A 21,230-nucleotide genomic window follows, 5' to 3' on the forward strand; every position below is an offset into this window, starting at 1 on the left:
CATTGTGTTTTTTGTTTTTGTTTCGTGACGATCCATGCTCGGCAGATGCCTTCCCGACAAAGCTTTGGCCTGCAGGCGTTTGTTGGAGCGGCGTACGCCGCGAAGCTGACGTCCGTTACGTGATCGTTTCCTCTGGGATCTGCTGACCCATCAGCTTCGCGGCTTACGCCGCTCCTACAACTGCTGACGAAATTTTAGGAAAGCCTCTGCCGAGCATGGCTCGGCACTACCGTTTCGTTGCTTGTGCCGAGGGCGTAGGGGAGGGGCTCTGCGCTGATGGTCTTCGAGCTTCGCGGCTTATGCCACTCCCACAAAGAAGAAAAGCCGCTTCAGCTGTTGCTGCTGATGAACTCGGCTGCTGCCATCGGCCGGCCGAGGTGGTAGCCCTGCAGTACGTCGCAACCCAGCGCGCCGAGGAACTCGCGTTGCGCCTCAGTTTCCACACCTTCGGCAACCACCTGCAATTGCAGCGAACGCCCCAGCGCTATGATCGAAGACACAATCGCCGCATCTTCGGCGTTGTGTTCAAGATCACGTACAAAGGCGCGATCTATCTTCAACTCGGCGGCCGGCATGCGCTTGAGATAGAGCAGGCTGGAATAACCGGTGCCGAAGTCATCGATGGCAATGCGCACGCCCATCGCGGTCAGGGCTTCGAGCATCTGCAGGCTGGCGTCCACGTCCTTCATCGCGGTGCTTTCGGTCACTTCCAGGGTCAGCTGGCGGGGGTCCAGGGCGTGCCGCTGCAGTGCAGCGCGCACGGTCTCCACCAGCGTAGGTGAGGCGAACTGCAGCGGCGACAGATTGACCGCCATCGACCAGTCCGCATTGCCGGCGTCATGCCAGGTACGCAACTGCGCACACGCGGCATCCAGCACCCATTCGCCGATGGGAATGATCAGGCCGCTGCGCTCGGCGATGGGAATGAACACGTCCGGTGACAGCATGCCCAGCTCCGGGTGGTTCCAGCGCAGCAGCGCTTCAGCACCGTTGGCACGGCTGCCGCCGGCGGGGAACTTGGGTTGGTAGTGCAGCAGCAGTTCGTTGCGGGCGATGGCGCGGCGCAGGTCCTGCAGCAGGCGCAGACGCTGGCGGGTGCCGGCCTGCATGGTCGAGGTGAAGAACGCATGGCCGTTTCGCCCACTCTGCTTGACGTGGTACATCGCCGCGTCGGCATGCGCCATCAGCTCGCGTTCGCTGCTGGCATCCTCCGGGTACAGGGCGATGCCGATGCTGGTGCTGACCAGCAGCTCGGCGTTGTCGATCAGGAACGGTTCGTTGATGGCGGTGCTGATCTGCTCGGCCATCAAGGCCGCGTCATCGGGTGAGTCGATGGCCATCACGATCACGAATTCGTCGCCGCCGAGCCGGGCAAAGGTGTCCTGGTTGCGCAGCAGCGTGCTGACCCGTTTGCTGAACTGCACCAACAGGCGGTCGCCGAGCTGGTGTCCGTAGGCATCGTTGACGTTCTTGAAGCCGTCCAGGTCGCAGAACATCAGCGCCAGGCCGAATTCACGGCGCGCGGCCTTTTCGATGGCACGCTCGATACGGTCCTGCAGGAGGACGCGGTTGGGCAGCTGGGTCAGCGGATCGTGCAGGGCGGCCTGCACCAGTTTTTCGTTGGCGTTTGCCAATGAGTGGGCCAACAGGCCGGTGCGCAGGCGCATCTGTCCGTCGAAAACCGAGGCCAGCAGCGCGACCGTCAGCGTGGCGATGGTGGTGACGATGACCAGCCCGGCAAGCAGGTGGGTATCCAGCCCGCCATCACTGATGGCACCGCACATGGCGCCGGCTGGGAACCGCGCGGCAGCCATGCCGGTGTAATGCATGCCGACGATGGCCACGCCCATCACCAGCGACGCCAGCAGGCGCATCGGCAGCAGCCGTTTCTGCTGATGGCGCAGGCGCTGGGCGATCCACAAGGCGGCAGCCGAAGCGCCGATGGCGATCAGCAGCGAGGCGCTGAACCACCACGGGTCGTAGTCGATGCCCGGCTGCATCCGCATTGCCGCCATGCCGATGTAGTGCATGGCGGCGATGCCCAGGCCCATCAGCACCGCGCCAGCCAGCAGGCGCGCGGCCGACAGCCGCTGCCGCGAGACCAGCCACAGCGCATACATGGATGCAGCGACCGAGGCCGCCAGCGAACAGCCGGTGAGCAGCAGGTCGTAGCCCACCGGGATGGGCAGCTTGAAGGCGAGCATGCCGATGAAGTGCATCGACCAGATGCCCAGCCCCATTGCTGCTGCGCCGCCCACCAGCCAGATGCGCGCCGCCCGCCGGCTCTGACTGTTGGCCACGCGCGCGGACATGTCCAGAGCGGTGTAGGCGGCAAGTATCGCCACCAGCAACGAGACGACAACGAGGCTCTGGTTGTAACTGCCGATCATGCGAATTCCTGGAACGTCGAGACGGGGCAAAGCCCCGCTTGCATAGCGGCAGCATCGGCAGGGACTTTAGTTGTCGCAGCCTTTGCGACATCGGTGGGCTATCCTGCGTCGCTAACGCAGATAGGAATTTCCATGGCCAAGACCCGCAGCGCCTACGTCTGCAGTGAATGCGGCGCCGAGTACAGCAAGTGGCAGGGCCAGTGCACCGAGTGCGGCGTTTGGAACGTGCTCAGCGAGATCGTGCTGGAAACCGCGGCCGCCGCCAAGGCACCGGCGTCGCGCCGCAGCGGTTGGGCCGGCAAGGTGGAAGCGCCCAAGATCACCGCGCTGAAAGACGTGCAGCAGACCGAACATCTGCGCGTGTCCACCGGCATCGGCGAGTTTGACCGGGTGCTGGGCGGCGGCCTGGTGGAAGGCGCGGTGGTGCTGGTGGGCGGTGATCCGGGTATCGGCAAATCCACGCTGCTGCTGCAGGCCGTGGCCAAGATGGCGGGCACGCTGCCGGTGCTGTACGTCACCGGTGAGGAATCGCTTTCGCAGGTGGCCGGCCGCGCGGTGCGCCTGGATCTGCCGCTGGAAGGCATCAACGCGCTGGCCGAAACCGGCGTCGAAAGCATCCTGCAGCATGCGATGAAGTCAAAGCCCAAGTTGATCGTCGCCGACTCCGTGCAGACGCTGTGGACCGAGGCGCTGACCGCCGCGCCCGGCTCGGTCAGCCAAGTGCGCGAGAGTGCGGCACGGCTGGTGCGTTTTGCCAAGGAAACCGGCACCGCCGTGTTCCTGGTCGGCCACGTCACCAAGGAAGGCGGCATCGCTGGCCCGCGTGTGCTGGAGCACATGGTCGATGCGGTGCTGTATTTCGAAGGTGAAAGCGGCAGCCGCTTCCGCATCCTGCGCGCTTTCAAGAACCGCTTCGGCGCGGTCAATGAGCTGGGCGTGTTTGCGATGGGCGAGAAGGGGCTCAAGGAAGTCCCCAATCCGTCGGCAATCTTCCTGTCCGGTGGCAGCACCCGCCAGCCCGGCAGCTGCGTGATGGTGACCCGCGAGGGCACCCGGCCGTTGTTGGTGGAAGTGCAGGCGCTGGTTGATTCCTCGCCGCTGTCCAATCCACGGCGCGTGGCGGTGGGCCTGGAGCAGAACCGCTTGGCGATGCTGTTGGCGGTGCTGCATCGCCATGGTGGCGTGCTGGTCGGCGATCAGGACGTATTCGTCAATGTGGTCGGCGGCATCCGCGTGCAGGAAACCGCGGTGGATCTGCCGGTGCTGCTGGCGGTGCTGTCCTCGCTGCAGGACCGGCCCTTGGCGGAGAAGACCATTGCCTTTGGGGAAGTGGGTTTGTCCGGTGAGATCCGGCCGGTGCCGAACGGCGAGGATCGCCTGCGTGAGGCCGCAACGCATGGTTTCAAGCGCGCGATCGTGCCCAAGGCCAATGCACCCAAGGCCGGTGCGGTGAAGGGCATGGAAGTGATCGCGGTGGAGCGGCTGTCGCAGGCGCTGGAAGCCGCGATGGAATGAGCAGCGACTGTAGTGCCGAGCCATGCTCGGCAGGGGCCTTACCAACGATCCAGCTTGTGGGAGCGGCGTAAGCCGCGAAGCTGATGGTCGATCCGATCCAAAGGTGCCTGTAATTTCATTGCTGCCAGCTTCGCGGCTTACGCCGCTCCCACAAGATGCAGGTGGGCCGATGCTTTGCTGGGAAGGCCTCTGCCGAGCATGGCTCGGCACTACAAGTCAGGTCTCAGCCGCGGCCCAGTACCAGCTCGATCACGAACTGGCTGCCGAAGAAGGCAAGCAACAGCAGCGCCATCGCGGTCAGGGTCCAGTGCACGGCCTTGCTGCCGCGCCAGCCGTAACGGCGGCGGCCAATCAGCAAGGTGCCGAAAACGATCCACGACAGCACGCTGAGCACGGTCTTGTGCACCAGCTTCTGCGCCAACAGGTTGTCGACGAACAGCACGCCGGTCAGCAGGGTCAGGGTCAGCAGGCAGAAACCGACCGTGATCGTGCGGAACAACAGGGTCTCCAGGTCGGCCAGCGGCGGCAGGGCGCGCAGCCACGGGCGGAAGTCGCGGCGGCGCAGCGCCCGCTCCTGCAGCCACAGCATGATCGCGAGCAGGGCCGCCACGCTCAGCGTGGCGTAGGCCAGCAGCGCAAGCCAGGCGTGGGTAGCCAGGCGCCAGCCGAGCAGCTTGCTCGGCGCATGGCCGTAGCCGTGGTAGGCCAGTAGCAGGATCGCCGCCATCGGGAATACCACCACGCCCAGCGCGGACATCCGCCCGCGTGCGCCGACCACGGCGGTCAAGGCCGCCATGCCCAGCCCGACCAGCGACAGTGCCGCGAAGAAGTGCATGTCCGGGCCGCCGGCGGTTTTCAGCGCCACCATCAGGTGGTAGCCGGCGTGCAGCAGCACCGCGCCGATGGCCGTTGGCAGCCAGTTGCGCGGCGGTGGGCTGCCGTCCCCGGCCAGCCCACGGACCAGCAGGGCGGTGGACACCAGATAGAGCAGGGCGGCGATGAGAACGATTGTCATCGATGCAGTTTCGCATACAGGCCCGCCGCTGGCGACGTGAACCGGCGGCGATGGCGACTGGCCGCTATACTTGCTGTCTCTGTTTCCACGATTTCCGCAGGTTCCGCCGCATGTTCGAGTCACTGACCCAGCGCCTTTCCGGCACCATCGAGCGCCTGCGCGGCCGCGGCCGCCTGACTGAGGAAAACATCCGCGAGGCCACCCGCGAGGTGCGCATCGCCCTGCTTGAGGCTGACGTGGCCCTGCCGGTGGTGCAGGCGTTGATCGAAAAGATCAAGGTCCGCGCGGTCGGCCAGGAAGTCCTCAAATCGCTGACCCCGGGCCAGGCCCTGATCAAGGTCGTGCGCGACGAGCTGACCGCCGTCATGGGCTCGCAGGCCACCGACCTGAACCTCAATGTGCCGGCGCCGGCCATCATCCTGATGGCAGGCCTGCAGGGTGCGGGCAAGACCACCACGGTGGGCAAGCTGGCCAAGCACCTGAAGGAAAAGCGCAAGAAGAAGGTGATGGTGGTTTCCGCCGACGTTTACCGTCCGGCCGCCATCGAGCAGTTGAAGACCCTGGCCGAGCAGGTCGATGTGCTGTTCTTCCCGTCCAGCCCGGACCAGAAGCCGGTGGACATCGTGCGCGCCGCCATCGATGACGCACGCAAGTCGTTCGTCGACGTGCTGTTGGTCGATACCGCCGGCCGCTTGGCCATCGACGAAGCGATGATGGCCGAGATCAAGGCCCTGCACGCTGCGGTCAACCCGGCCGAAACACTGTTCGTGGTCGATGCCATGACCGGCCAGGACGCGGCCAACACCGCCAAGGCCTTTGGTGAGGCGCTGCCGCTGACCGGCGTGGTGCTGACCAAGACCGACGGTGATGCCCGTGGCGGCGCCGCGCTGAGCGTGCGCTACATCACCGGCAAGCCGATCAAGTTCACCGGCACCGGTGAAAAGGTCGACGGCCTGGACGTGTTCCACCCGGAGCGCGTGGCCAGCCGCATCCTGGACATGGGCGACGTGCTGTCGCTGGTGGAGCAGGTTGAGCAGCAGGTCGACAAGGACAAGGCGCAGAAGCTGGCCGAGAAGGTCGCCAAGGGCAAGAAGTTCGATCTGAACGACATGCGCGACCAGCTGGAGCAGATGCAGAACATGGGCGGCATTGGCGGCCTGATGGACAAGCTGCCGGGCCTGGGCCAGATCCCCGAGCACCTCAAGGCGCAGGTCAGCCAGAGCAAGGAAGTGCCGCGCATGATCGCCATCATCGGCTCGATGACCAAGAAGGAGCGTCGCAACCCGGGCCTGCTCAATGGTTCGCGTCGTGCCCGCATCGCGCGCGGCTCCGGCACCCAGCCGGCCGACGTCAACAAGCTGATGAAGCAGTACATGCAGATGGAAAAGATGATGGGCAAGCTGGCCGGTGGCGGCATGAAGGGCATGATGCGCAACATGAAGGGCATGCTCGGCGCCATGGGTGGCAAGGGCGGCCTGCCGTTCCGTTGAGCGCGCTTGGTTGAAGCGCGCTGGTTGCTGCAGAACGCCGCGTGTGCGATCTGCGGCAACCTCACTCGCTCGGGCGCCGCAATGGCGCCTGCAGTGGACGAAGCGGGTGCCGGCATCGGCCGCTCGCTTTTTCAGGTGGATTTCACCGCCGATGACGGCCAGTATGTGAACTCCACTATCAACCAAGAGATGGACTGCCAGCTGGTGCGTCCCTACGCCCTCTCGTTTGCTTGAGTTGGGGCCGGCCCCGGCGGCACAGTCACCGCCATGCACAACGCGATCATCTCCGCCCGCACCGAGGCGTTCTGTCAGCGTTTTGGTCTTGAACTACCGATCCTGTTGGCACCGATGGCTGGCGCCTGTCCGCTGCCGTTGTCGGTCGCTGTCGCCAATGCCGGCAGCATGGGCGCGATGGGCGCGGTGCTGTCCACGCCCGAACAGATCAGCCAATGGATGGATGCCTTCGCCCAGCAGTCGCAGGGCCCGGCGCAGGTGAATCTATGGGTGCCGGATCCGGCGCCACGGCGTGATCCCGCTGCTGAAGCGGCGACCCGCGATTTTCTTGCACAGTGGGGGCCGCCGGTGCCGCTGGCCGCCGGCGATGCCGGCCCGGCGGATTTCCAGGCCCAGCTCGACGCGCTGATTGCCGCACGCCCGGCGGTGGCCTCGACCATCATGGGCCTGTTCTCGCCTGCACAGGTGGACAGCCTGCATGCGGCTGGCATTGCCTGGTTCGCCTGCGTCACCACCCTGGATGAGGCGCTGCAGGCGCAGGCCGCCGGCGCCGATGCGGTGGTTGCGCAGGGCATGGAGGCCGGTGGCCACCGTGGCGCGTTCGACGCAGCGCAGGCCGAACGGCAGACCATCGGTCTGTTCGCGCTGCTGCCACGTCTGGTCGACCGCCTGCAGATACCGGTGATTGCCGCCGGTGGCATTGCCGATGGACGCGGCGTTGCCGCAGCGTTGATGCTCGGTGCCAGCGCGGTGCAGGTGGGTACCGCGTTTCTGGCTGCCGAAGAATCCGATATTCCCGCCGCCTGGAAGCAGGCGCTGGCGTTGGCGGAACCGGAAGCCACCCGTGCTACCCGCGCCTTCAGTGGCCGGCTCGGTCGGGCGTTGGAAACCGCCTATGTGCGCGCAGCGGAAGCTCCGGGTGCGCCGCCTCCACAGCCGTATCCAGTGCAGCGTGGCCTCACCGCCGGCATGCGCCGCCAGGCCAATACCGGCAACACGCTGGAAGCAATGCAGGCCTGGGCAGGGCAATCGGCATGGATGGCCAAGCGCGCGCCAGCCGCGCAGATACTGCGTTCGATGTGGGCACAGGCGCAGACGCTGCCATGACGGTGCTGTTCTGCAACGGTCAACTCGCCGATGCCGGGGCACTGAGCGCCGCGCTGGTCAATTACGGCCACTTCACCTCCCTGCAGGTTCGCGACCATGCGGCGCAGGGTTGGGCGCTGCATCAGGCCCGTCTGCAACAGGGCACGCAGGAGCTGTTTGCTGTTGAATTCGACGCCCCCCAGGTACTGACGTGGTTGCGGCAGGCGTTGCTGCAGCTGGATGCAGGCGATGCCTCGGTACGCATCACCGTGTTCTCGCGACAGTTCGATTTCCGCCATCCGCTGCGCACGGTGCCGGTAGATGTGCTGATCGGCATCGGCGCGCCGGCACAGGTCTCGCCGCAGGCGCGCACGGTGTTGCCAGTGCCGTATCAGCGTGACCTGGCGCATATCAAGCACGTGGGCACGTTCCCGTTGTTCCAACTGCGCCGGCAGGCCTTGCAGCAGGGTTTCGACGATGCGTTGTTTGTCGACGCGCAGGGACGCATCAGCGAGGGCACAACCTGGAACCTGGCGTTCTGGGACGGAGCGCAGGTGTATTGGCCGCAGGCCCAGGCGCTGCGTGGCAGTGCCGAGCGTTTGCTGATGGATGGTTTGGGCGTGCTGGAGCAGCCGCAGTTGCCGCTTGAAGTACGGCTGTCGGACCTGTCGCGGTTCAGTGGCGCGGTGGCGTTCAATGCCTCGGGTATCTGGCCGTTGGCGGCCATCGGCGAACAGCGGCTGCAGCAGTCGCAGGCCTTGCTGGATCTGCTCAGGACCGCCTTGGCGCAGATACCCTGGGCGCGGCTCTGAAGCTGCCGCGGCATCCATGCCGATCTGCCGAACGCGAAGGCCTGGATGTCGTCGGTACTGTGATGCGGCTGCTCAGGCCGCCGGTGCAGGATCGCCGCGCAGCAGTCCCATGAACTCGCCGAACAAGCGGCGATCGATCAACCGGCCGCGATCATTGGCGAGGATCTCGACTGCACGCTGGGTAGCCATCGCATCGCGATAGGGGCGATGTGAGGTCATCGCATCGAAGCCATCGACGATGGTCAGGATGCGTGATTCCAGTGGGATGTCTTCGCCCTGCAGGCCATGCGGATAGCCGCTGCCATCCCAGGCTTCGTGATGGTGGCGGATCAAGGTGGCCACAGCCTTGGCATCACTGCGGCCGGTGGCGGCGAACAGCCGCGCGCCGCGTTCCGGATGCGAGCGCATGGCGGACTTCTTGTCGTCGTCCAGCTTGCCCGGATAGAGCAGCACGTCGTCACGGATGCCGATCTTGCCGACATCGTGGAAGCGCGCGGCGAGCACGAGATGGCCGATGCGTTCCTCGGACAATTCGCAGCGTTTGCCCATGGCCTGGGCAAGCTGGGAGACGCGATCGCAATGGTGGTCGGTATAGCTGTCGCGCTGATCCAGCGCAGCTGCCAATACGTCGATGGCACAAGAGCTGTCCTCGGGTGGAAGCGACAGGCCCACAGGCGTGGTGATGGGAGACATGGGAACGGAGCCGGGGGGGACGGCTGCGAGCGTAAATGGGGGGGCGTTATTTTCAACGCCCTTCCATTTTCACGCAATCTTCACGAGATTTTTCGTTCAGGCGCGCCCGGGGTGCAGCGTGGTCAGCAACGCGCGTGCGGCGTTGAAACGGTCGGCACTTTCCGGCAACGGATGCTTGATGCGCAGTTTGTCGGGGCCATCCATTTGGTAGAGCTTGGGTTGCCTCTGGATTAGCTGGATCACCACCATCGGATCGATGTTGGGCTTGCTCTCGAACACGATGCGGCCACCGTTCTCGCCCAGCTCCAGCTTGCGGATGCCCAGTTCGTTGGCCTGCAGCTTGAGCTCGGCGATGGCGAACAGGTGCTTGACCGGATCCGGCAACAGGCCGAAGCGATCGATCATTTCCACCTGCAGCTCGCGCAGGCGTTCGCTGTCGCGTGCCGAGCTGATGCGCTTGTACAAGGTCAGGCGGGTGTGCACGTCGGGCAGATAGTCTTCCGGAATCAATGCCGGTACATGCAGCTCGACTTCGGCGCCGCGCGGTTCTTCGCCGGCATCCAGATCGGGCAGCTTGCCGGATTTGATCGAGCGCACCGCACGTTCCAGCAGCTCGGTGTACAGGCTGAAGCCGATCTCGGCCATCTGCCCGCTCTGGTCCTCGCCTAGCAACTCGCCGGCACCGCGGATTTCCAGATCGTGGGTGGCCAAGGTGAAGCCGGCACCCAGCTCGTCCATCGAGGCGATGGCATCCAGGCGCTTCTGCGCGTCGGGGGTGATCGAGCGCTTGTCCGGCACCAGCAGGTAGGCATAGGCGCGGTGATGCGAACGACCAACGCGGCCACGCAGCTGGTGCAGCTGCGCAAGGCCGAAGCGGTCGGCTCGGTTGATGATGATGGTGTTGGCGTTGGGGATGTCGATACCCGACTCGATGATGGTACTGGCCAGCAGCACGTTGAAACGCTGCTTCTGGAAATCCAGCATCACCCGCTCCAGCTCGCGCTCGGGCATCTGCCCATGCGCCATGCCGATGCGGGCTTCGGGCACCAGCTCGGACAGCTCGCGCTGCATGCGGCCCATGCTTTCCACATCGTTGTGCAGGAAGTACAGCTGGCCGCCACGCGACAACTCACGTTGGAAGGCTTCCCGCAGCTGCGCGTTGTCCCAGGCGGTGATGAAGGTCTTGACCGCAAGACGGTTCGGCGGCGGGGTGGCGATGATGGACAGATCACGCAGCCCGGCCATGGCCATGTTCAAGGTGCGCGGGATCGGCGTTGCGGTGAGCGTCAGCAGATGCACGTTGGCACGCATCGCCTTGAGTGCTTCCTTCTGGCGCACACCGAAGCGCTGCTCTTCATCGACGATGACCAGGCCCAGGTCCTTGAACTTAACGTCCGGCTGCAACAGCCGGTGCGTACCGATGATCACATCGATGGTGCCGGCGGCGACCTTGTCCAGTTCGGCCTTGATTTCCTTGGTGCTCTTGAAGCGCGACAGCACTTCCACCCGCAGCGGGTAATCGGCGAAACGGTCGCGGAAGTTGCGGTAGTGCTGTTCGGCCAGCAGCGTGGTCGGCACCAGTACCGCGACCTGCTTGCCGCCACTGGCCGCAGCGAACGCGGCGCGCAGTGCAACCTCGGTCTTGCCGAAGCCGACGTCGCCGCAGACCACGCGGTCCATCGGCTGGCTGGACTGCAGATCGCGCAGCGTGGCTTCGATCGCGGCCTGCTGGTCGGGGGTTTCCTCGAACGGGAAGCCGGCCGCGAACGGTTCGTACATGGAACGGTCGATATCCAGCGCCAGGCCGGCGCGGGCGCGGCGACGGGCCTGGATTTCCAGCAATTCGGCGGCAACGTCGCGGACTTTTTCGGCGGCCTTGCGCTTGGCCTTGGCCCATTGCTCGCCACCGAGCGAATGCAGCGGCGCGGTTTCCGGCGAGGCACCGGAGTAGCGGCTGATCAGGTGCAGCTGAGCGACCGGCACATACAGGCGGTCGCCCTTGGCGTATTCGATCTCGAGGAATTCGCCGGGCATGCCGCCCACGTCCATCGCGATCAAACCACGGTAGCGGCCGACACCATGATCCTCATGGACGATGGGCGCGCCTTCGGTCAGCTCACCCAGGTCACGGATGATCGCCTCGGGCTCACGCCCGGCCCGTCGCGTACGCCGCGCCTGGCCAGCACGTTCGGGGAACAGCTGGCGCTCGGTAAGCACGGCAAGTGCCGGCTCGCTGAGCGCGAAACCGTCATCCAGCGGCGCAACGGTAATGGCGAACCTGCTGAGCCCCGCTTTGCTCTTAAGCCCCTCTCCCGCCTGCGGGAGAGGGGTTGGGGTGAGGGCGCTCTTGTTCTTGCTTTGTTTTTCGCCATCCGATCCTTCAGCCACCCCCGTCTTCGCGGGGGCAGGCCCGTTGTTCCCCCCGATGGGGGAAGGAAGAAAGTCGTTGAAGCTCGCCACAACCTCAGGCCGCAGATCAGCCGCCTGCAGCACTTCCAACAACGCCTCACGCCGTCCCGGCGAATCGGCCGCGATCAGCACCCGGCCAGGGTAGTGTTCGATGAAGGATTTCAGCGCCTGCCCAGCCGGCGCATCCTTGGCGGCTACCGGCAACGGCGGCAGCGGCTGGTCGCCCAGGGCCTGCGCCTCGGCGATGCGCGGATGATCGGCCGCCCACACTTCCACGCGCGGCAGCTTGTTGAGCTGCTCGCGCAGGCTGTCCGGCGACTGGTAGATCTCTTCCGGCGGCAGCAGCGGCCGTTCGATATCGTGGCGGCGCTGCTCGTAACGGCTGTTGGTCTGCAGCCAGAACGCAGCGGACGACTCACCCACACCGACGCCAAGCACGGTCATGAAACCGTCCGGCAGGTAGTCGAACAAGGTCGCGGTCTGGTTGAAGAACAGCGGCAGCATGTATTCGATGCCCGAAGGCAGCAGGCCGGCTTTCAGATCCTGGTACAGCGGGCTGCGCCGGGTATCCACGTCGAAGCGTTCGCGCAGCGTGGCCAGCACCTTGTTGAGGCTGGCCTCGTCCATCGGCACTTCGCGACCGGGCAGCATCTTCACCGCAGTCACTTTTTCCAGCGAGCGCTGCGATTCCGGGTCGAACTCGCGGATGGAGTCGATGTCCTCGTCCAGCAGTTCGATGCGCAACGGCGCATCGGCGCCCATTGGATAGACATCGAGCAGGCCGCCACGCACCGCGAAATCACCCGGGTCCATCACCTGCGCGACGTTGCGGTAGCCGGCGCTTTCCAGGCGGCGCTTTTCAGCGTCCATGTCCAGGCGCTGGCCGACCTTCAGGTCGAAACTGCCGCCAACGATGTAGCTCAGCGGGGCCAGACGTTGCAGCAGGGTCTGTACCGGCACAACCACGATGCCTTGTTTCAGCGTCGGCAAGCGGTGCAGGGCGGCAAGGCGCTGCGAAATGATGTCCGGGTGCGGGCTGAACTGGTCATAGGGCAGCGTTTCCCAATCCGGGAACGGCACCACCGGCAGCGGGCTGTTTGCCCCCAGCAGCGTCTGCAGGTCAGCCACCAGCTGATGCGCGCTGTGGTTGTCGCGGGTAACCAACAGCAACGGCTTGTCATGCGCCTGCGCAGCGCAGGCGACATGCCAGGCCAGCGCGCTGCTGGAAGCCGGAGCGCGCCACCAGGCGCGGAGCTGGCCCGAACGGGGCAGCGGCGGAATGGGGTAGGTGATAGACGACATGAACCGCGAATTTTACCAGATGCGACCTTGTCGCCTCGTTGAGCGTGGTCTGGCTTATGCGCGTCGGCCGCCCGCAGGGCCGGCCGGAAAGCCGACAGGCGCCTTGCCGGCGCCTGTCGTGCAAGCGTGAAGCCCGGGGCTAGTTGGCCAGTTCCAGCACCATCCGCACCAGCCCGGGGGCGGCTGCGGGGTGGGGGACCTGCTTGAAGCCCAGCGATGCGGCCAGTTGCAGCATTGGCTCGTTGTCCTGGGCAATGTCGCCGTACAGGCGGTCCAAATACTTGCCGCGTGCCCATTTGACCAGCTTGCGCATCAGCTGGCGGCCCAGGCCCTGGCCGGCCAGGAAGCGGCTGACCAGGATGGCGTACTCGGCATCGCGGGTGCCGGGAATGATGGAGGCGCGGGCGACAGCGCCTACCAATGCCTCGCCCGGAGGCAGCGGCTCGGCCGCCACCAATGCGATTTCGGTCTTTGGATTGGGGTGGGTCAAGCGCTGGGCCGTCTCATCGGATAGCGATTCGACCGACTGCAGAAACTTGTCGCGCACCTCTTCCGGCCCGAACAGGGCAAATGCGCCCTGCAGCGGTGCACCGTCTTCGGGGCGTATCGGCCGGATCAGCAGCTCACGGCCGCTGGGTGCCTTGAAATTTTCATGCCACGGGGGCATGCGATTGCGAGTGGCCATGACTACGTTTCCTCCAAAGTCGCCTGATTCTGTCACCGCGGGTGCTATGTACTGTGAACGCGGTCAAAAGCAGGTGCAGACTGCCGGGGACGCCCGTCATTCGGGCGTCTTGAGCCACTCCATCCGAGTCGATGCGCCGGTTTCGCCCAGATACTGCTTCAGGACGGGCAATGCCGGGGCCAGCACCTTCTCAAACTGCCATGGCGGGTTCAGCAGCAGCATCCCGCTACCATTCAGACGCAAGGGAGAGTCATCGGGCCGCACCATCAGCTCGGTGATCAGCGCCGACTTGGCCGGCAGCGAGGCCGCCTTGCGGAAAAACGGCTGCAGGGTGCGGCGTTGTTTGATCGGATACCAGACCGCGCACTGTGCCTGCGGCATGCGCGTCAAAATCTCACGCAGCGTTGAGATGATTTGCGGATACTCGGCATCCTGCACTTCGTACGGCGGGTCGATCAGCACCAATGCCCGGCCAATCTTGGTTTCGCCGCTTTTGGGCGGGATGAAGGCGCGGATGGCCTCGTAGCCATTGCCAGCGTGCACCTGTACCCGGCGGTCGTGGGCAAACAGCTGCTTGAGCGCAGCGACTTCGTCCTTCTGCAGCTCACAGGCGGCCATGCGGTCCTGTTCGCGCAGGGCGCGGGCGGCCAGCAGCGGCGAGCCGGGGTAGGAAATCAGCGCACCGACCGGGTTGTCGGCCTGCACGGCCCGCAGGTACTGCTCCACCACTTCCGGCAGGGACGGGGTGGTCATCAGCCGCAGCACGCCGTCATCGATCTCGGCGGTTTTGCGGCTTTCCTCGGCCGACAGCAGGTAGCGGCCGCGGCCGGCATGCGTGTCCAGCACGAAGAACGGCGAGTCCTTGTGCTTGAGTGCGTCGATCATCGCCAACATGACGATGTGCTTGAGAACGTCGGCGTGGTTACCGGCGTGGAAGGCGTGGCGATAATTCATCGGCGAAGTTTACGGGCTGCAGCGTTGCGTGCGCGTTTTGATTGCCGTGGCGGGTGACCGGCTGCCCGCTGGCGGGGGTTTCAGGCGCCTGTCCACCGCCACCGCCAGGGCAGGGCTGGTGTCTGCGGCAAGGGCGGCTATGCTGATGCAATGTCCAGCCAACCTGCCCGGGTACTCGTCGTCGAAGACGAGGCCGCCATCGCCGACACCCTGCTTTATGCGCTGCGCAGCGAGGGCTACAGCGCCAGCCATTGTGCGTTGGGCCGTGAGGCCCTGGCGCTGCTGCGCCAGGACGGGGCCGATGTGGTGGTCCTGGATGTCGGCCTGCCCGACCTGGGCGGCTTCGAGGTCTGCCGTGAACTGCGCACTTTCAGCCAGGTGCCGGTGATCTTCCTGACCGCCCGCAACGATGAGTTCGACCGCGTACTGGGGCTGGAACTGGGCGCCGATGACTATGTGACCAAGCCCTTCTCGCCGCGCGAGATGGTGGCACGGGTGCGTGCGCGCCTGCGCCGTGCCGCCCCCGCTGCGCCGGTCGCGGCCGAGCCGGGTGGCTGGAAGCAGCTGGGCCGCTTCGGCATTGACCAGGAAGGCCGGCGCATCCGCTACGAGGAAGTATTGCTGGACCTGACCCGCTACGAATACGCCTTGCTGGCGGCGCTGCTGCAGCGGCCCGGGGCCATCCTGAGCCGGGCGCAGCTGATGGAACGCGGCTGGGACCACACCAGCGACAGTACCGACCGCACGGTCGATACCCACGTCAAAACCCTGCGCGCCAAGCTGCGTGCGGCCGGTGCACAGGGCGAGCCGATTCGCACCCATCGTGGCGTCGGCTACGCGCTGGATGTGTGACTGATGCGGCTGGGGCTGAAGATATTTTTGGGATTCTTCCTGATTGTCGGCATCGCCGCGTTCTTCGTGATGCGGGTGTTCGTCAATGAGGTGAAGCCCGGCGTGCGCCAGGCCATGGAATCCACCCTGGTGGATGCGGCCAATGTGCTGGCGGTGATGGCGGCACCGGATCTCAAAGCCGGGCATATCGGCGATGGTGACTTCGCCGCGCGCCTGGCCACTGCCCAGCGCCGCGATCCCAAGGCGATGGTGTGGCGCTTCCCCAAGCGCAGCATCGACTACCGGGTGACGGTGACCAATGCGCAGGGAATAGTGGTTTACGACTCGCGCGGGCAGGACGTGGGCCGCGACAACTCACGCTGGAATGATGTCTACAAGACCTTGCGCGGTGAGTATGGCGCGCGCTCCAGCCCGGAAATTCCGGGCGAAGAAATCAATACCGTGATGCATGTGGCGGCGCCGATGTACGACCCGGCCGACGGCCGCACCCTGATCGGCGTGCTGACGCTGTCGCAGCCCAATGACACCATCGATCCCTTCATCGTTGCCAGCCAGCGCGCCATAATCGCGCGCGGCGCGTGGTTGATCGGCTTGTCGGCGTTGATCGGCCTGCTGATGACCTGGTGGCTGTCGCGCGGCATCGGCGGGCTCAGCCGCTATGCCAAGGCGGTGAGCGCCGGTGAACCGGTGCCGCCACCCAAGCGCCGCCGCGATGAGATAGGCGACCTTGGCCAAGCGCTGGAAACCATGCGCCGCAAGCTGGAAGGCAAGGCCTACGTCGAGCAGTACGTGCAGTCGCTCACGCACGAAATGAAGAGCCCGCTGGCGGCGATACGCGGTGCCGCCGAGCTGCTGCAGGAGCCCTTGCCGGAAGCCGATCGTCAGCGTTTCGCCGCCAATATCGTGCAGCAGGAACGGCGCCTCACTGAAACCATCGACCAGCTGCTGCGGCTTGCCGAAGTGGAGCAGCACGGATGGCTGCAACGGCGCAGCGCGGTGGATCTGGTAGCGGTCTGCCGCGCGCTGGCCGAGGACGCGGCGCCACGCCTGCAGGCAGGGCAGATCGAGCTGGATGCAGCGTTGCCGGAGCAGGCGCTGGTGCAGGGCGATGCCTTCCTGCTGCGGCAGGCGCTGTCCAATCTGCTGGACAACGCGATCGCGTTCTCCGCGCCCGGCGGCCGCATTGTGGTGGGCCTGCAGCGGCAAGGGCCGAACTGGCGCATCGCGGTACGCGACAGCGGACCGGGCGTGCCGGAATACGCGCAGGACCGCGTGTTCGAGCGTTTCTACTCACTGGCGCGGCCGGGCAGCGGGCAGCGCAGTTCCGGCCTGGGCCTGCCGTTCGTGGCCGAGGTGGCGCGCCTGCATGGCGGCGTCGCGGCGCTGTGCAACCACCCGGAAGGCGGCGCCGAGGCCAGCCTGCTGCTACCGGCGGGCTGACTTCACATTCGCTTCAAACTCGGCACAAACCCCGTTCACCGGTCGCGTCCAAGCTGGTCCCGTTTCCACACGAGGACGGGACATGACTTCCCTGAAACTGCTGTTGCGCTTCGCCATTGTCGGCGGGCTGGTGTTGTTGCTGCTGATTCCCCTGGTGCTGATCCGCAGCACCATCAACGAGCGTGAGCGTTACCGCGACGAGGCGGTCGAACGGGTGTCGCAGAGCTGGGCCGGCGAGCAGTCGTTGATTGGCCCGGTACGGGTGCTGCCGTGGACCCAGCAGCGCGAAGTTGAAATTCCCGCCGAAGGAGACAAGCCGCGCCGGACCGAGCTGCGTGTTGAAGGCGGCTATGACCTGCAGATGCCGACGCGCTTGAACGTGCAGGGCAATATGCGCACCGATGAGCGCACCGTGGGGCTGTTCAAGGTGCCGGTCTACAACTGGCAGGCCAAGCTGCAGGCTGAGTTCGCCGAAACCAGCTATGTCGCGGTGCCGGGGCGGACCTATGGCAACCCGTATCTGGCCATGGGCATCTCCGACGTACGCGGTCTTGTTGGCACGCCGAACCTGCGCGTCGACGGCCGAGCGATCCAGTTGAAGCCGGGCGCCGGGGTATTGGAGGGAACTTCCAAGGGCCTGCATGCAACGCTGTCGCCACTGCCGGACTCGATGCAGGGCGTGTTGCGCGAGGGCAGCAAGGTGGAACTGGAATTCGTGCTTGGCGGCACCCGTTCGTTGGCGATTGCGCCGGTGGGTGACGATACCCGGGTTTCCTTGTCTTCGACCTGGCAGCACCCGTTGTTCGGCGGCAGCTTCCTGCCCAACGAGCGCAGCATCGATACCAGCGGTTTCAAGGCGGAGTGGGCGGTGTCTTCGCTGGCGTCGGCGGCGCAGTCGCAGCTGGCTCAGGCCATTCGCAGTGACGGCAGCAATGTCGAGGTCCTCAACGTGGCCCTGGTGGACCCGGTGGACACCTATACGCAGGTGGACCGGGCCAGCAAGTACGGCATCCTGTTCGTGTTGCTGACCTTCGTTGGCTTTGCGTTGTTCGAGCTGATCAAGCAGTTGAAGATCCACCCGCTGCAGTACCTGCTGGTGGGCCTGGCGTTGGCGATCTTCTTCCTGCTGCTGTTGAGCCTGTCCGAGCAGATTGCGTTCTGGCAGGCGTATCTGATCGCGGCGGCGGCCTGTATAGGCCTGCAGGGTTTCTATCTGAGCGGCGTATTGCATAGCTGGAAGCGCGGTGTCGGCTTCGCGACGATGCTGACGATGTTGTACGGCGTGCTGTATGTGCTGCTGGTCTCGGAGAACAACGCGTTGCTGATGGGCTCGCTGCTGCTGTTCGGCATCCTGGCGGCGATCATGTGGATCACCCGCAAGGTGGATTGGTACGAGCTGAGCAATCGTGCGGTGAACAAGCAGGCTTGATTGGACGGTTGCGATGACGGGGCGGGGTGGCATTGGCCATCCCGCCTCTTTCGTAAGGAGGAATGACATGAATCGTGCATTGATCCATCGCCGTGCGCAGCGTTTGTTGCCGGCGGGTATCGAGACCTGCGGCTTGTTGCACTTCGGCATGGCACCAGGGCAGGTGGAGCGGGTGTTGCTGGGCAGTGTGTTTGCAAGTGAGCAGGCGCAGGGGGTTGTGGCGCTGCGCTTGTCGTTGTCGACGGCGTTGGCGATCCGGCGCAAGGGGCTGCGGTATTTCGAGGCTGGGGATTGGGTGTATTCGGCGTTTGCGGCGGGTTGTTCGCTGGATATTGATGACGATGTGTGCGGGACGACAGTGGCTATGGACGCGCTGCCGAAGACGCATGGGGCTGGGTATTCGGCTGTTGCTCAAGATGGCCGCTCATGGTTTGTGGTGCTGCCGGTGGAGCGGATGGTGGTTTACGGGTGGTGGGAGTGAGGGGCGGTTGGCGGCAGCAAGCCGGGCTGCATAACGATTCCCTTCTCCTGCTTGCGGGAGAAGGTGCCCGATGGGCGGAATGACCCTTCAGCAAGTGGGGCTGCATGACGCTTCCCTTCTCCTGCTTGCGGGAGAAGGTGCGCGGAGGGCGGAATGACGCTTCAGCAAGTGGGGCTGCATGACGCTTCCCTTCTCCCGCTTGCGGGAGAAGGTGCCCGGAGGGCGGATGAGGGGAGCTTTTAGCTTTGGTGTTGCTGCTGGCTATAGTCGAGGTGGAGCCGGAGCCGGAGCGGGAGCTTTCACTCCCCTGCGGGGAGCGAGTTACTTTTCTTTGCTTGTGCAAAGAAGAAGTAACCAAAAGAAAGCACACCCTGCCTCCGCGCCCACGCCGCTACGCGACGCGGGTCCACTCCGCTGGCAGGATTTTTCGACGATACATCCCTGTATCGTCGAAAAACGACGTGCGTCCTGCACGTCGCCCCGTGCGGGGTCTTGTCCGCCAGCTCCGTCGCTGCGGAAGGGGCCCGGTAAGTCAAAGGCGGGAGCAACAGCAAAGGCAACAGCAAGAGCAACAGCAAGAGTCGCAGCAAGAGCGGCAGCAAGAGCAGCAGCAACAGCAACAGCAGCAGCGAGAGCAGCAACAGTCAGAGCAATGGCCGTGATCGGCAAAGTCGGGTGCAGCCAGCGCTGGCGCAAGTGCTGGCGACCCTGCGGACTGAATCGCGCCGTTATAGCTGAACCATGACCATTGGCCGACTCGGCAGCTGCAGTTCACTGGCTAGACTCGACGCTTTGTTGGCAATTGGGCCTTAGGCCGGGGAAAGCATGATCAAGCGGGGATTGTTGGCGTTGTGCATGGGTTTGGCGGTGAGCGCTACGGCGCAGGCGGCTGAGCAGGTGGATCTGGACATGGTCAGCAAGATCCGCCAGGAAGCTTTCCATCGTTCGCAGGTGATGGATACCTTCAGCCATCTGACCGAAACCATCGGCCCGCGCCTGAGTAATTCGCCGGCCATGACCCAGGCCAATGCCTGGAGCCGTGGCAAGTTCAACGAGTGGGGCCTGGTCAATGTGCACGACGAGGCCTTCGAGGACTTCGGCCGTGGCTGGGAGTTCACCTCGGCCAGTGTCGAGATGCTGGGCCAGCGCGTCCAGCCGCTGCATGCCCTGCCCAAGGCGTGGACGCCGGGCACCAATGGCGCGGTGGAAGGTGAGCTGATCCAGGTCGATATCAAGAAGCTGGCCGACCTTGAGAAGTACAAGGGCAAGCTGCGTGGCAAGATCCTGCTGCTGGGTGATGCGCGCGAATACAAGCGCGGCACCGAGTCCGATTCGCACCGTCACGATGCAACCTCGCTGGAAGGCCTGCAGGCCTTCACCATTCCCAAGACGGCGGAAGAGGACCGCGCAAAGCGGCTCAAGGAGTTCAACGAGCGGCAGGAGCTGACCAAGGCGGTCAATGCGTTCTTCATCGAAGAAGGCGCGCTGGCGTCGATCAGCATCAGCGGTTGGGACAACGGCATCATCCGTGTGGCCGGCGGTGGTTCGCGCAAGGCTGGCGAGTCGGTGGGCATTCCGGAACTGGCAATGATCGCCGAGCATTTCAATCCGCTGGTGCGGGCACTCAAGGACAAGCAGACGGTAACGCTGCGGGTCAACGTGGATGCGCGCTTCACCGACGACACCAATCAGCCAGGTCACAACACGCTGGCCGAGATCCGTGGCAGCAGCAAGGCCGACGAGATCGTGATGCTGGGCGCGCATATGGACTCCTGGCACACCGGCACCGGCGCCGCTGACAACGCTGCGGGCGTGGCGGTGATGATGGAAGCGATGCGCATCCTCAAGGCGGTGGGCGCCAAGCCCAAACGCACCATCCGCGTGGGTCTGTGGAGTGGTGAGGAGCAGGGCCTGATTGGTTCGCAGGCATATGTGGCGCAGCATTTCGCGCGTTACCCGGAGCCGACCGATGCGGTGCAGAAGGCGCTGCCGGCGTCATTGCGTGAGCCGACCGGTCCGCTGCAGAAGCTGCGTGATTACGACAAGTTCCAGGTCTACTTCAACATGGACAATGGTTCGGGCCGGTTCCGTGGCATCTATGCGCAGGAAAACATGGCGGCGATGCCGATCTTCGAGGCATGGTTGAAGCCGTTCAATGATGTGGGTGCGACCACGGTGGCCACGCGCAATACCGGCAGCACCGATCACATCAGTTATGACCGGGTGGGTCTGCCGGGCTTCCAGTTCATCCAGGATCGTCTGGATTACTTCAGCAATGTGCATCACAGCCATCTGGATACCTGGGATCACGCCGAGGCGGAGGATCTGAAGCAGGCGGCGGCGATTGTGGCGTCGTTCGTTTACAACGCTGCGATGCGCGAGGAGCGGTTCCCGCGCAAGCCGTTGTTGGAGAAGTGAGTCTGGCAGCTGGCGCGTAGTGCTG

At 64.9% G+C, this 21,230-nt stretch carries 16 protein-coding genes; 10 read left to right on the top strand and 6 right to left on the bottom strand.

Features of this window, described 5'->3' with window-relative positions; genetic code table 11:
• Positions 1 to 329: 329 nt before the first annotated feature.
• Positions 330 to 2,390, bottom strand: coding sequence for a putative bifunctional diguanylate cyclase/phosphodiesterase (locus tag ACVOKO_RS13405; RefSeq protein WP_346499404.1), 2,061 nt, complete (start codon positions 2,388 to 2,390; stop codon positions 330 to 332).
• Between the two features lie 132 nt (positions 2,391 to 2,522).
• On the opposite strand from ACVOKO_RS13405, the gene radA reads away from it, so the two are divergent.
• Entirely contained in the window at positions 2,523 to 3,905 is a 1,383-nt protein-coding gene (radA, locus tag ACVOKO_RS13410; protein ID WP_346499405.1) for a DNA repair protein RadA, read from the top strand.
• Between the two features lie 223 nt (positions 3,906 to 4,128).
• Here the strand turns inward: radA and ACVOKO_RS13415 are convergent, their stop codons facing one another.
• Positions 4,129 to 4,920: a cytochrome C assembly family protein gene (locus ACVOKO_RS13415; protein WP_346499406.1), complete on the bottom strand. Its 792-nt coding sequence runs from the start codon at positions 4,918 to 4,920 to the stop codon at positions 4,129 to 4,131.
• Between the two features lie 110 nt (positions 4,921 to 5,030).
• Here ACVOKO_RS13415 and ffh point away from each other — a divergent pair, with 110 nt between their 5' ends.
• From ffh to ACVOKO_RS13435, 4 genes are read left to right on the top strand one after another with little or no spacing between them, the layout of a single operon-like run.
• Positions 5,031 to 6,410 (top strand): signal recognition particle protein, encoded by a 1,380-nt coding sequence (gene ffh, locus ACVOKO_RS13420; protein ID WP_346499407.1) that lies wholly within the window; start codon positions 5,031 to 5,033, stop codon positions 6,408 to 6,410.
• Between the two features lie 6 nt (positions 6,411 to 6,416).
• The gene (locus ACVOKO_RS13425) at positions 6,417 to 6,644 is read left to right on the top strand and encodes a hypothetical protein (protein WP_346499408.1); all 228 of its coding nucleotides are present in this window, start codon (positions 6,417 to 6,419) and stop codon (positions 6,642 to 6,644) included.
• 33 nt (positions 6,645 to 6,677) lie between these two features.
• On the top strand, positions 6,678 to 7,751 hold the full coding sequence (locus ACVOKO_RS13430) for an NAD(P)H-dependent flavin oxidoreductase (RefSeq protein ID WP_346499409.1): 1,074 nt from the start codon (positions 6,678 to 6,680) through the stop codon (positions 7,749 to 7,751).
• Positions 7,748 to 8,542: an aminotransferase class IV gene (locus ACVOKO_RS13435; protein ID WP_346499410.1), complete on the top strand. Its 795-nt coding sequence runs from the start codon at positions 7,748 to 7,750 to the stop codon at positions 8,540 to 8,542. The genes ACVOKO_RS13430 and ACVOKO_RS13435 overlap by 4 nt, the downstream gene beginning before the upstream one ends.
• A 72-nt stretch (positions 8,543 to 8,614) precedes the next feature.
• On the opposite strand, the gene ACVOKO_RS13440 is transcribed toward ACVOKO_RS13435, so the two are convergent.
• The 4 genes from ACVOKO_RS13440 to ACVOKO_RS13455 form a co-directional block, all read right to left on the bottom strand.
• The gene (locus ACVOKO_RS13440) at positions 8,615 to 9,235 is read right to left on the bottom strand and encodes an HD-GYP domain-containing protein (RefSeq protein ID WP_346499411.1); all 621 of its coding nucleotides are present in this window, start codon (positions 9,233 to 9,235) and stop codon (positions 8,615 to 8,617) included.
• Between the two features lie 96 nt (positions 9,236 to 9,331).
• On the bottom strand, positions 9,332 to 12,946 hold the full coding sequence (gene mfd / locus ACVOKO_RS13445) for a transcription-repair coupling factor (RefSeq protein ID WP_346499412.1): 3,615 nt from the start codon (positions 12,944 to 12,946) through the stop codon (positions 9,332 to 9,334).
• Positions 12,947 to 13,085: 139 nt separating this feature from the next.
• Positions 13,086 to 13,631, bottom strand: a complete 546-nt coding sequence (locus tag ACVOKO_RS13450; RefSeq protein ID WP_346499413.1) for a GNAT family N-acetyltransferase — start codon at positions 13,629 to 13,631, stop codon at positions 13,086 to 13,088.
• Between the two features lie 96 nt (positions 13,632 to 13,727).
• Positions 13,728 to 14,585 (bottom strand): 23S rRNA (adenine(2030)-N(6))-methyltransferase RlmJ, encoded by an 858-nt coding sequence (locus tag ACVOKO_RS13455; RefSeq protein WP_346499414.1) that lies wholly within the window; start codon positions 14,583 to 14,585, stop codon positions 13,728 to 13,730.
• 150 nt (positions 14,586 to 14,735) lie between these two features.
• Here ACVOKO_RS13455 and creB point away from each other — a divergent pair, with 150 nt between their 5' ends.
• The 5 genes from creB (at position 14,736) to ACVOKO_RS13480 (ending at position 21,205) form a co-directional block, all read left to right on the top strand.
• Positions 14,736 to 15,437, top strand: coding sequence for a two-component system response regulator CreB (creB, locus tag ACVOKO_RS13460; protein ID WP_346499415.1), 702 nt, complete (start codon positions 14,736 to 14,738; stop codon positions 15,435 to 15,437).
• 3 nt (positions 15,438 to 15,440) lie between these two features.
• On the top strand, positions 15,441 to 16,877 hold the full coding sequence (gene creC, locus ACVOKO_RS13465) for a two-component system sensor histidine kinase CreC (protein ID WP_346499416.1): 1,437 nt from the start codon (positions 15,441 to 15,443) through the stop codon (positions 16,875 to 16,877).
• An 82-nt stretch (positions 16,878 to 16,959) separates the two neighbouring features.
• Positions 16,960 to 18,306 carry a cell envelope integrity protein CreD gene (creD, locus tag ACVOKO_RS13470; protein ID WP_346499417.1) on the top strand — a complete coding sequence of 449 codons (1,347 nt, stop codon included), beginning with the start codon at positions 16,960 to 16,962 and terminating at the stop codon, positions 18,304 to 18,306.
• Between the two features lie 67 nt (positions 18,307 to 18,373).
• Positions 18,374 to 18,787 (top strand): hypothetical protein, encoded by a 414-nt coding sequence (locus ACVOKO_RS13475; protein ID WP_346499418.1) that lies wholly within the window; start codon positions 18,374 to 18,376, stop codon positions 18,785 to 18,787.
• An 825-nt stretch (positions 18,788 to 19,612) separates the two neighbouring features.
• Positions 19,613 to 21,205, top strand: coding sequence for a M20/M25/M40 family metallo-hydrolase (locus ACVOKO_RS13480; protein ID WP_346499419.1), 1,593 nt, complete (start codon positions 19,613 to 19,615; stop codon positions 21,203 to 21,205).
• The last annotated feature ends 25 nt before the right edge of the window (positions 21,206 to 21,230 follow it).

The organism is Stenotrophomonas sp. STEN240 (assembly GCF_056756175.1).